Origin of the sequence: Streptomyces sp. NPDC058812 (assembly GCF_042744565.1) — a bacterium.
Classification (GTDB): Bacteria; Actinomycetota; Actinomycetes; order Streptomycetales; family Streptomycetaceae; genus Streptomyces; species Streptomyces thinghirensis.
In genome coordinates this window covers 463,570-474,321 of record NZ_JBHYOB010000004.1, presented here as the reverse complement: position 1 = coordinate 474,321, position 10,752 = coordinate 463,570, and the positions used below count along the sequence as shown (strand labels likewise).

Here is a 10,752-nt window from a genome sequence, read left to right as displayed (position 1 = left end):
GTACTGCAGGGGGGACCCTGTGGGAGAGTAGGACGCCGCCGAACAATCATTGCGAGGAAACCCCGCACCGGGAACGGTGCGGGGTTTTCTGCGTTTACTGTCTTTGTATGCGCTACGACCTGGTTATCTTCGACAACGACGGCGTGCTCGTCGACAGCGAGCCGATCTCCAATCGGTTGCTGGCCGGCTATCTGACCGAGCTGGGGCACCCCACGTCGTACGACGAGTCGCTTCGGGACTACATGGGTGCCGCGATGCACCGCGTTCATGACCTCATCCTGGAGCGGACGGGCCGGCGGCTGCCCGGGGACTTCGACGACGTCTTCCACAGCCGGGTGTTCGCCGCCTTCGAACGGGACCTGGAGCCGGTGCCCGGGGCGGTCGGTGTGCTCGAGAAGCTCGCGGCGGACGGGGTGGCGTACTGCGTGGCCTCGTCCGGGAGTCATGAGCGGATCCGGGTGGGACATCGGAAGACCGGGCTGGACCGGTGGTTCGACGACGAGCGGATCTTCAGTTCCCAGGACGTGGGGCGGGGGAAGCCCGCGCCGGATCTGTTCCTGCACGCCGCCGAGCGGATGGGGGTCGCGCCGGAGCGGTGTGTCGTGATCGAGGACAGCCCGCTCGGGGTGCGGGCGGCTGTCGCGGCCGGAATGGATGTGTACGGGTTCACCGCCATGACACCGTCGGCGAAGCTCGCCGGGGCCAGCCGGCTCTTCGGCGACATGGGGGAGCTGGCCGATCTGCTGGTGCGCTGACAGGACTGGGCAGAGCTGAGCCGAATTCACCTTTGGCTGGATCTACCCACGGGTAGGCCGGAGCCCTACGCTCGCCGCCATGACTGATGTGCTGCGGCGCGGCAGGGTCTCGCTGGCGTTCGGCTTCTTCGCTCAGGGTGTCGCGTTCGCTCTGCTCGTGACGCGCATCCCGGCCATCCAGGAGCGGTACGGCGTTTCCGACGCGCTGCTGCCCGTCTTCCTGGCCGCCGTGCCGGTTCTGGCCGGTGTGGGGAGTGTGGTGACCGGGCGCCTGGTGCGGCGGGTACGGCCGAGTCGGTTGCTGCGCTGGTCCCAGCCCGTGGTGCTGTTGGCGCTGCTCGGTGTCGGGGCGGGGGACCGGGTGGCGGTGCTGGCCGTCGCGCTGGCCGTGTTCGGGCTTGCCGTGGGTGTGTTGGACGCGTCGATGAACATGCTCGGAGTGAGCCTGCAGCGGTCGTACGGGCGCAGCATCATGCTGGGGTTCCACGCGGTGTACAGCCTCGGCGGGATTCTGGGGGCCTCGCTGGCCTGGGCGGGGGCGCACTGGGACCTGGCGTTGTGGGTGTCGTATCTGCCGGTCGTGGCGGTGCTGGTGCCGGCCGCCTTGGTGGGCAGCCGGTGGTACGTCGACGGGGAGGTCCGTGGCGGGGAGCCCGGTGCGGTGGGGGCGCGGAAGGGGGAGGGCGCGGGCGTCGGGTTCAAGGTGCTGCTGCCGCTGTGTCTGGTGATGACGTTCGCGTACATCGGGGACTCGACCGTCTCCAACTGGAGCGCGAAGTACCTCCAGGACGTGCTGGGGAGTTCGGAACAGCTGGCCACTGTGCCGTACAACGTGTACATGGTGACCACGCTGGTGGGGCGTGCCGTCGGGGACTTCGGGGTGCGGCGGTTCGGGGCCGTGGCGGTGGTGCGGGGCGGGGCGGTCGTCGCGGCGGGTGGGTTCGCCGTGGTGGCGGGGGCGCCGGGGGCTTGGGTGGGGATGCTCGGGTTCATGTTGCTGGGGCTGGGGCTGTGTGTGCTGGTGCCGCAGACGTTCGCGGCGGCGGGGCGGCTGGCTGCGGAGAGGGACGGCCGGCCTGGGGCTTCCGATGCTGCGGTGGCGCGGCTCAATGTCTTCAACTACGTCGGATTTCTGGTCGGTTCACCGTTGGTGGGGGCGCTGGGGGATGCCTGGAGCTACCGGGGCGCCATGCTCGTGCCGATGGTGTTGGTGCTGGTGACGGTCGTGTACGCCCGGTCGTTCGAGGCTCAACCGGACCGATACGGTGGCGGGCATGAGCGGCCGCGCACAGCTGATGTGGGACGAGGCAGTAACGGGCTATGACTTCGGCCCGGATCACCCGATGGATCCGGTCCGGCTCGCCCTGACGCGAGGACTGGTCGGTGCCCTCGGGCTCGACCGGGAACTGGAGGTCGTCGCGGCGCGGCCGGCCGGGGAGTCGACGCTGCGGCTCGTGCACCGGGAGGACTACATCGGCGCGGTGAAGGCGGCGTCGGTGGATCCGGGGGCGGCGGACGGGTCGTACGGGCTGGGGACGATCGACGATCCGGCCTTCGCGGGGATGCACGAGGCGTCCTCGCTGATCGCCGGGCAGTCGGTGGGGGCGGCGGAGGCGGTGTGGCGCGGTGACGCGCTGCACGCGGTGAACTTCGCGGGCGGGCTGCACCATGCGATGCCGGGCGCGGCTTCGGGGTTCTGCGTGTACAACGACGCGGCGCTGGCGATCGCGCGGTTGCTGGAGCTGGGAGCCGAGCGGGTCGCGTACGTGGACGTGGACGTCCATCACGGGGACGGGGTGCAGGCGGCGTTCTGGGAGGATCCGCGGGTTCTGACGGTCTCGCTGCACGAGCATCCGCGGACGCTGTTTCCGCAGACCGGGTGGCCGGAGGAGACCGGCGCGGACTGCGCGGAGGGGTCGGCGGTGAACGTCGCGCTGCCGGCGGGGACCGGGGACGCGGGGTGGCTGCGGGCGTTCCACGCGGTGGTGCCGGAGGTGATCGCGGACTTCCGGCCGCAGGTGCTGGTGACGCAGCACGGTGCGGACACGCACTTCGAGGATCCGCTGGCGCACCTGGCGGTGTCGCTGGACGCGCAGCGGGCGGTGCAGGTGGCGTGTCACGAGCTGGCGCACGAGTATGCCGGGGGGCGGTGGGTGGCGCTGGGGGGCGGGGGATACGCGGTGGTGGATGTGGTGCCGCGGTCGTGGACGCATCTGGTGGGGATCGCGGCGGGGCGGCCGGTGGAGCCGGAGACGGTGATTCCGGAGGGGTGGCGGCAGGAGGTGTTCGCGCGGACGCGGCAGCTCGGGCCGATGCGGATGACTGATGGGCGGTGGCCGGTGGGGTGGGCGGCGTGGGAGGCGGGGTACGACCCCGCGGATCGGTTGGACCAGGCGGTGGTGGCGGCTCGGCGGGCGGTGTTTCCGTTGCGGGGGTTGTTGGCGTAGCGGGCTTGCCCATTCGGTTGCCGGGGTTGGTGCCGGCCGGGGTCGGGCGTCGCGGCCCGGCGTTGCGGGGTGCCTCCCCCACGCTCGGCTGCGCTCGCGCGGGAGGTGCTCCCACCGCCCACCCGTGCCGCCCCTGGGGGCGCGCAAGTGTTACGCCGGTCGTGGGTAAGTTCTCGCGTTCCTCGGTCCGGAGGTGGGAGGACCCGGCAGCATCGTTTCTGTGCTGACCCGTGGAGCTCTTCGGGCTCATCTTCTGGACGTTCGTCTTGCCGGGGTCGTGGCGACTTCCCGGGAGGTGAGTCTGCGGAGTTACCGGTTGTTCGCCGCACGGGATCCGCGGGTGCTGATCGGGATCGATCCGGCAGGGGGCTGGGGGCAGCGGGACCTGCTCGGGCTGATGGCGGATAGGTGTGGGGTTTCGGCCGATCCGCACGATACTTCGGGCCAGGATGTGATTGATCCCGATCGGACACTGGCCGCGCTGGATGCCTTCGCCGGCCGGCTCGCCGCGGTCGCTCAGCGTCGCGCACCGGTCCTCCTCGGCACCGGGCACCCTCATCGACTGCTCGGCTTCTACGCCGCCTTGGCCGAGGCGCTGTCGGCGGCGGGATGTGCTGTCCTCACCCCGGCGCAGGGTCACTGTGTCGACATAACGACCCGGTTCGGTCTACGCACGTACAACCTCGACTACGTACGGGGAGTCGCGTTGGTGCGGGAACCCGGCGCCGGGCGCGCCGGTGGTGAGCCCGGCGCACACACGCATTCGCCGCTCCCGGTTCGTACCGTGCTGGCTGCCGCGGCCGACGCCGGCGGGCCGCTTCCCGAGCTGGTGATCGGTGACCATGGCTGGGTCTGCGGAGCAGGTCAGCTGGGGTTCGAGGCCATCGGGCCGGCCGATACGGACGATCCCGCGCTCTTCGTCGGTGAGGCGGAGGGGACCGTGTCCGTCGTCGTTCCACTCGATGACGCCGTGCGGTCTGAGTACTACCGGCCGCTTACCCGCTACGTACTCAATCGGGCGTGTCTGTCACGGTAGGGAAGCGATGGGTGCACCTCTTCCCCATTCGCATCACCCGCCCCTACATTGGGGAGTGAGCACGCAGCGACGAAGAGTCACCGGAAGGGGAAGCCGGTGGCCGTCGAGTGCGGAAGGTTCAGGTGTGTCATGGCTGCAGCTGGCGAGAGGCCTCTGAACGAGGTTCAGTTCCTTACCGTGGCGGAGGTCGCCTCGGTGATGCGCGTGTCCAAGATGACCGTGTACCGGTTGGTGCACAGCGGTCATCTGCCCGCGATCCGGGTGGGACGGTCGTTCCGCGTCCCGGAGCAAGCGGTTCACGAGTACCTCCGCGAGAGCTACGTGGGGGTGGAAACGGCCTGACGACCTCGATTACGACCTCAGCGCTCGGGCGGGTAGGCTAGCCCCTCGTAGGTCGTGTGGGCCCATGGCGCCCAACAACCGAGTGATGAGAAGTGAGCGAGGGTAGTCGTGGGCTCTGTTATCAAGAAGCGGCGCAAGCGGATGGCCAAGAAGAAGCACCGCAAGCTGCTCAAGCGCACGCGCGTTCAGCGTCGCAACAAGAAGTAAGCGACGCTGCGCCGTCAGCGTGTCCTGTGGCCCCCCACCGCATCCGGTGGGGGGCCACAGTCGTATCCGGGGAGCCGGGGACGCGTACGACCGCGAATTCTCGTCACTTGCTGCATCCGGCGGTCATCACAGCGCGACACCGACCGGCTAAGTTGGCCCGCAGACGGGGAACGCGGCAGGCTACGGAGTAGGGCGGAAGGAAGGCGCTGATCTTGGGCAAGGTCGTGCTCGTGACCGGAGTGGCCCGTCAGCTGGGGGGCCGGTTCGTGCGGCGCATCCAGCGTGACCCCGACGTGGACCGGGTCGTCGGCGTGGACGCCGTCGCGCCGGAGCACCATCTGGGCGGCGCGGATTTCGTCCAGGCCGACATCCGGCAGTCGGCCATCGGGCGCATCCTCGCCGAGACGGGGGCCGACACGGTCGTCCACCTGGACGTCACGGGCACGCCGCTGGGCAGCGGCAGCCGTACGTCGGTCAAGGAGACCAACGTCATCGGCACGATGCAGCTGCTCGGTGCCTGCCAGAAGTCGCCGTCCGTGCAGCGGCTCGTGGTGAAGTCCAGTACGAACGTCTACGGGTCCGCGCCGCGTGACCCGGCCGTCTGCACCGAGACCACCGCGCCCAAGTCGCTGCCGAGCGGCGGCTTCGCCAAGGACGCGGTCGAGGTCGAGGGGTACGTACGGGGGTTCGCGCGGCGCCGGCCCGACGTGGCGGTGACCGTGCTGCGGTTCGCCAACATCCTCGGCCCTGGCGCGGACACGCCGCTCGCCTCGTACTTCGGGCTGCCGGTGCTGCCGACGGTGTTCGGCTACGACCCGCGGTTGCAGTTCGTGCACGAGGACGACGTGATCGAGGTGCTGCGGATCTCCTCGCACGAGCCGCGGCGGGGCACGCTGAACAGCGGCACCTTCAACATCGCCGGTGACGGCGTTCTGCTGCTCTCCCAGTGCTCGCGCCGGCTGGGCCGCCCCACGGTGCCGCTGCTGCTGCCCGCGGTCACCTGGGCGGGCTCTCTCGTGCGTACGCTGGGGATGACGGACTTCTCCCCCGAGCAGATCCGACTGCTCACCCACGGGCGGGCGGTGGACACCACGCAGATGCGCGAGACCCTGGGTTTCCGGCCGAAGTACACGACGGCCGGTGCGTTCGCGGACTTCGCGCGCGGTCGCGGTGCCGGGCTGCTGCCGCCCGAGGCCCTCGCGGGGGCCGTCGACCGGATCGCGGAGCTGTCCCTGCGGGGCAGTGGCCACCTCCCGACGCAGAGCGCCAACTGAGGAGCGCATCAACGATGGCGGACGCCAAGGTCATTCCGTTCGACGACGACCGGTCGCGGGGGAGCGGTGGGAACGCGGCGCGGCGCCGCGGCGCGGGGAGCCGCCGCAAGAGCACGGCGGAGTCCGTGCCGGTGCGTGAGGTGCAGCCCCTGCCGGTGCGGGGGGCCGCGCAGGATGATGTGCCGGTGACACATGAGTCATCCGAGTCATCCGAGTCGGCCGGGGCGCCCGAGCCGCGGGCACAGGATGCGGACGGTGGCCTGGAGCGGCGTATCGCGGGTGGTCTGGCCTTCCTGCGCCGCCGGCTCACCGGTGACTACGAGGTCGACGACTTCGGTTACGACGCCGAACTCACCGATCAGGTGCTGATGTCCCTGCTGCGGCCGGTGTACGAGAAGTACTTCCGGGTCGAGGTGAAGGGCGTGGAGAACATCCCGTCCGAGGGCGGCGCGCTGATCGTCGCCAACCACTCCGGGACGCTGCCGCTGGACGGGCTGATGATGCAGGTCGCCGTGCACGACCATCATCCGGCCGACCGGCATCTGCGCCTGTTGGCGGCGGACCTGGTGTTCGTGCTGCCGGTGGTCAACGAGCTGGCGCGCAAGCTCGGGCACACGCTGGCCTGTGCGGAGGACGCCGAACGGCTGCTCGGTCAGGGCGAGCTGGTCGGGGTGATGCCGGAGGGCTTCAAGGGCGTCGGCAAGCCGTTCAGCGAGCGCTACAAGCTCCAGCGCTTCGGGCGCGGCGGCTTCGTGTCCACGGCGCTGCGGCAGGGTGCGCCGATCGTTCCGTGCTCGATCGTCGGGGCGGAGGAGATCTACCCGATGATCGGCAACGCCAAGACGGTGGCGCGGTTGCTGGGCTTTCCGTACTTCCCGCTGACGCCGACCTTCCCGTGGCTGGGGCCGCTGGGTGCGGTGCCGTTGCCGACGAAGTGGACGATCCAGTTCGGTGAGCCGATCCCGACGGACGGCTATCCGCCGGAGGCGGCCGAGGACCCGATGCTGATGTTCAACCTGACCGACCAGGTGAGGGAGCAGATTCAGCACACGCTCTACAAGCTGCTGGTGCAGCGGAGGTCGGTGTTCTTCTGACGTGCGTCGGCGCGTCGGTGGGGGTGCCCTCTGTGCAACGCAGGGGGCACCCCCACCGGCTCAGTCGGCGTCCTCGCCCTCGATGCCCAGGCCTGGCAGGAGGCCCGGCAGGAGGGGCGGGAGGGTGACGTCCGGCTCGGCGGGCAGGGTGTTGTCGCCCGTCGGCGGGGAGGCGGTGCCGGTGTCCTTCGGCGGGTCGAGCAGGCCGCCTGTGCCGCCGCCGAGCAGGCCGTCGTCCTCCTTGCCGGAGTCGGCCGACTCGCTGGGGCTGCCGCTGTCCGTGCGTCCGCGCTCGGACGTACCGTCGTCGCCGTTGCCGGGGGCCGACGTGTGGCCGGAGCCGGGGGTGTCGGTGGTCGTCGACTCGGAGCCGCCCTGCCGGCCGCCGTCTCCGGTGTCGTCGTCCCGGGTGGGCGGCTGCGGCAGCATGGACTGCAGCGGTGCCACGTCGTCCTCTATGGCGTCGAAGACCGACGACACCTGCTCGCTGACGTCCCCGAGCTGCACGGGCAGGCGCTCGCGCAGTGCTCCCCAGGTCTCCCGGTGGGAGTGGGAGAAGGCGGAGAGAGCCTGCATGGGGGCCAGTGAGTCGGGGTCGCGGGCGTAGGCCGCGCTGAGTAGGCGATGGCCCTCGGACGCGTCGTGCCGCATGCCGGACAGGGCGCGACGGACCTCGCCGAGGGACTCGTGGTCGAGGGGCCCGCTGCGGTCGCGTTCCATCAGCCGACGGGCTTCGTTCAGCCGGGTGGACGCCAGGTCCAGGTAGGCCCGGCCGCGCTCGTCGTCCCCTTCGGCGAGGCCGAGGCGGAAGTCCTCTATGCCGCGCTTGAGGCCGTAGAGCGAGTCGCCGGGCAGGGCGTCCGAACTGGCGGCGGCGACTCCGCCGAAGGCTCCCGCGGCCACGCTCACGCTCAGTCCGCCCGCGGTGAGGCCCTTGGCCAGCCGCGAGCGCGGCCGGAACCTCTTCAGCGGGGCCGCCCGGTGGGTGCCGCGCGCCCGGCGTTGCTCCGGGACCGAAGTGTCCGCCGCCCCGCCGCCCGCGGTGCCCTCTTGCAGCATGGCCTCGAACGCGGCCACCAGCTGGGCTCGCTGGACGACCTTGACCTCGGGATCCAGCTGGGGTCGGGGCAGCGTCTCCAGACCGGTGGCGAGGGTCAACAGACGACCCTGCTCGGTCGGTTCCGCGGTGGCCCCGGCAGCTGCCGGTCCTCCGGACTGCTCGGCCGCCGCCCCGGGATCGGACTGCTCCTCCAGAGCCTGGGCGAAGGCGTTCGCCCGCCGGTGTGCCGATACGTTCGCGATCACTGGCGGCACCTCCTCTCGTCATGACGGTCGACTCCCCAGGGGGTCCTGAGGGTTGCACCCCCTGATCGGAATCACCCGATCGTGTGATCGGAGTCGGTCGGGGAGCGACCACAGGGAGCCTGCATCCCGCACAACGAGCGGCGCGGCACTTGGGTTACGGACGGTGGATGATCGGACCGCGAACCCAACCGACTTTCACCGACGGTGATTTGGAAAACGCGGAGGGTCGCGGTGGTGGGTCAGCGTGCGTCGTCCGGCAGCAGCCGGGCGAGGGTGCGCACGGCCCGGTACTGGAGCGTCTTGATGGCGCCCTCGTTCTTGCCCATGACGCGCGCGGTCTCGGCGACCGAGAGGCCCTGGAGGAAGCGCAGGGTCACGCACTCCTGCTGCTGCGGGTTGAGTCGGCGTACGGCGTCCAGCAGGGCGGCGTTGGAGAGCGATTCGAGGACGGAGTCCTCGGGGGACCGCTCGACCTCGTTGGCGTCGAGCATCTCGCCGGTGGTGACCTCCAGCCGGAAGCGGCTGGACTTGAAGTGGTCGGCGACGAGGTTGCGGGCGATGGTCACCAGCCAGGCGCCGAAGTCGCGGCCCTGCCAGGTGAAGGTGCCGATGCGCCGCAGGGCCCGCAGGAAGGTCTCGCTGGTGAGGTCCTCGGCGGTCGCCTTGCCGCCCACGCGGTAGTAGATGTAGCGGTACACGGTGTCGCTGTACTGGTCGTAGAGCCGCCCGAAGGCGTCGGCCTCGCCCGCCTGGGCGCGTTCGACCAGGTCCATCATGCGGGCGCTGTCGCTGTCCGCGGCGGGGCGGCGGTGGGTGGTTGCGGCGGCGGTCCCGGACGAGGACGACCGCGCGCGTCTGCCGACGGCGGCGCTTCCGTCGGCCAGTGCGTAGCACGGGCCGACGGGGGCGGTGGCCGCGGCGAGGGCGGGGACGGCATACGCGGTGGGGACGAAACCGCGCAACAGGTCTTGGGCTGATTTGACCGTTGCGCGCAGCGTAGCCAGGCCCGAGGCGTCAACCCCGACGTGTGGGTACACGGGACTCCCAGAGGCAGAGCTTCCATCACGTGCAGTACGGAACCATTCACCCGTCGTAGCGAAGGTGGGGCACCGGAATGCGTCTGAGGAGAATAACGCTTCGTGCAGGCACTGCTACGCCCAGTTGCTCAAATCATCGATTACGTCGCTTCTGTGCCCGATTGACGCTCGATCAGATGCTGCAGAGTGATCAATTAATGACCGGAACGGTTCGGGTTCCTGGTGACTACAGAGCGTGTTGTGGTCGATGTGAGGAAAGTGGACTGGAGAGGGTGTCCCGCGGGTACGTCACATCGATTGGGTCAACGGCGGCGGCGGTGCAGCGCGATGGCCGCCGCGGTGCCGCCGGCCACCGCGCCGACGCCCGCGGCCGCGGGGATGCCGACCTTGGCCGCCTTGCGGCCGGTGCGGTAGTCGCGCAGGCGCCACTCCAGTTCGCGGGCGTGCTTGCGCAGCTTGGAGTCCGGGTTGATCGCGTAGGGGTGGCCGACCAGCGACAGCATCGGGATGTCGTTGTGGGAGTCGCTGTAGGCGGCGCAGCGGGTCAGGTCCAGGCACTCCGCCGTCGCCAGTGCGCGTACCGCCTCGGCCTTCGCGGGGCCGTGCAGTGGTTCGCCGACCAGCTTTCCCGTGTAGACGCCGCCGATCGACTCGGCCACCGTGCCCAGCGCGCCGGTCAGGCCCAGGCGGCGGGCGATCACCTGGGCGATCTCCACCGGGGCGGCCGTGACCAGCCAGACCTTCTGGCCCGCGTCCAGGTGGGCCTGGGCGAGGGCGCGGGTGCCGGGCCAGATCCGCTCGGCCATGTACTCGTCGTAGATCTCCTCGCCGATCGACTTCAGCTCGGAGACGCGGTGGCCCTTGACGATCGACAGGGCGGAGTCGCGGGCGTCCTGCATGTGCTCCGGGTCCTCGAGCCCGGCCAGCCGGAAGTACGCCTGCTGCCAGGCGAACCGGGCGAGGTCGCGGGTCTCGAAGAACTTCCGCTTGTACAGGCCCCGGCCGAAGTGGAAGATCGCGGCGCCCTGCATCACGGTGTTGTCGAGGTCGAAGAAGGCGGCTGCCCTGTCGTCGCCGTGGACCGGGAACTCCGCTTCCGCGCCCGTGTCGGGGGCGGACGTGTCCTGTGCGGACTGTGCGGATTTACGGGCTGCCTCCGCCGAGGCCTCGCCTGCCAACACGCTCCGCGCCGTGGCGGAGCGCCTACGGGGGGTGAGCCATCGAAGAGCGGCCATGTCCGTGAGCATAGCCAGTT

The 10,752-nt window shown here is 70.5% G+C and carries 11 protein-coding genes; 8 read left to right on the top strand and 3 right to left on the bottom strand.

Features of this window, described 5'->3' with window-relative positions; all coding sequences use genetic code 11:
• The first annotated feature begins 107 nt into the window (after positions 1 to 107).
• The 8 genes from ACFW48_RS11775 (at position 108) to ACFW48_RS11740 (ending at position 7,155) form a co-directional block, all read left to right on the top strand.
• The gene (locus tag ACFW48_RS11775) at positions 108 to 755 is read left to right on the top strand and encodes an HAD family hydrolase (RefSeq protein WP_386313033.1); all 648 of its coding nucleotides are present in this window, start codon (positions 108 to 110) and stop codon (positions 753 to 755) included.
• A 79-nt stretch (positions 756 to 834) separates the two neighbouring features.
• The gene (locus tag ACFW48_RS11770) at positions 835 to 2,079 is read left to right on the top strand and encodes an MFS transporter (protein WP_386313031.1); all 1,245 of its coding nucleotides are present in this window, start codon (positions 835 to 837) and stop codon (positions 2,077 to 2,079) included.
• On the top strand, positions 2,030 to 3,202 hold the full coding sequence (locus ACFW48_RS11765) for an acetoin utilization protein AcuC (protein ID WP_386313030.1): 1,173 nt from the start codon (positions 2,030 to 2,032) through the stop codon (positions 3,200 to 3,202). The genes ACFW48_RS11770 and ACFW48_RS11765 overlap by 50 nt, the downstream gene beginning before the upstream one ends.
• Positions 3,203 to 3,422: 220 nt before the next feature.
• Positions 3,423 to 4,238 carry a phosphatase gene (locus tag ACFW48_RS11760; RefSeq protein ID WP_386313027.1) on the top strand — a complete coding sequence of 272 codons (816 nt, stop codon included), beginning with the start codon at positions 3,423 to 3,425 and terminating at the stop codon, positions 4,236 to 4,238.
• Between the two features lie 129 nt (positions 4,239 to 4,367).
• A complete protein-coding gene (locus ACFW48_RS11755) occupies positions 4,368 to 4,580 on the top strand; it encodes a helix-turn-helix domain-containing protein (RefSeq protein ID WP_004984898.1) in 213 nt (70 codons plus the stop codon).
• A 108-nt stretch (positions 4,581 to 4,688) separates the two neighbouring features.
• Positions 4,689 to 4,787: a 30S ribosomal protein bS22 gene (locus tag ACFW48_RS11750; protein WP_003948845.1), complete on the top strand. Its 99-nt coding sequence runs from the start codon at positions 4,689 to 4,691 to the stop codon at positions 4,785 to 4,787.
• A gap of 212 nt (positions 4,788 to 4,999) precedes the next feature.
• On the top strand, positions 5,000 to 6,061 hold the full coding sequence (locus tag ACFW48_RS11745; protein ID WP_386313025.1) for an NAD-dependent epimerase/dehydratase family protein: 1,062 nt from the start codon (positions 5,000 to 5,002) through the stop codon (positions 6,059 to 6,061).
• A gap of 14 nt (positions 6,062 to 6,075) precedes the next feature.
• Entirely contained in the window at positions 6,076 to 7,155 is a 1,080-nt protein-coding gene (locus ACFW48_RS11740) for a lysophospholipid acyltransferase family protein (RefSeq protein WP_386313023.1), read from the top strand.
• Positions 7,156 to 7,215: 60 nt separating this feature from the next.
• On the opposite strand, the gene ACFW48_RS11735 is transcribed toward ACFW48_RS11740, so the two are convergent.
• The 3 genes from ACFW48_RS11735 to ACFW48_RS11725 form a co-directional block, all read right to left on the bottom strand.
• Positions 7,216 to 8,460: a DUF5667 domain-containing protein gene (locus ACFW48_RS11735; protein WP_386313020.1), complete on the bottom strand. Its 1,245-nt coding sequence runs from the start codon at positions 8,458 to 8,460 to the stop codon at positions 7,216 to 7,218.
• A 239-nt stretch (positions 8,461 to 8,699) separates the two neighbouring features.
• Positions 8,700 to 9,497, bottom strand: a complete 798-nt coding sequence (locus tag ACFW48_RS11730) for an ECF subfamily RNA polymerase sigma factor, BldN family (protein WP_193776438.1) — start codon at positions 9,495 to 9,497, stop codon at positions 8,700 to 8,702.
• A 302-nt stretch (positions 9,498 to 9,799) separates the two neighbouring features.
• Positions 9,800 to 10,732: an HAD family hydrolase gene (locus ACFW48_RS11725; RefSeq protein WP_386313017.1), complete on the bottom strand. Its 933-nt coding sequence runs from the start codon at positions 10,730 to 10,732 to the stop codon at positions 9,800 to 9,802.
• Positions 10,733 to 10,752 lie beyond the last annotated feature (20 nt).

Coding starts and splice junctions, on each gene's coding strand:
- ACFW48_RS11775 (WP_386313033.1), top strand. CDS start 108: ATGCGCTACGACCTGGTTATCTTCGACAACGACGGCGTGCTCGTCGAC.
- ACFW48_RS11770 (WP_386313031.1), top strand. CDS start 835: ATGACTGATGTGCTGCGGCGCGGCAGGGTCTCGCTGGCGTTCGGCTTC.
- ACFW48_RS11765 (WP_386313030.1), top strand. CDS start 2,030: ATGAGCGGCCGCGCACAGCTGATGTGGGACGAGGCAGTAACGGGCTAT.
- ACFW48_RS11755 (WP_004984898.1), top strand. CDS start 4,368: ATGGCTGCAGCTGGCGAGAGGCCTCTGAACGAGGTTCAGTTCCTTACC.
- ACFW48_RS11740 (WP_386313023.1), top strand. CDS start 6,076: ATGGCGGACGCCAAGGTCATTCCGTTCGACGACGACCGGTCGCGGGGG.
- ACFW48_RS11725 (WP_386313017.1), bottom strand. CDS start 10,732: ATGGCCGCTCTTCGATGGCTCACCCCCCGTAGGCGCTCCGCCACGGCG.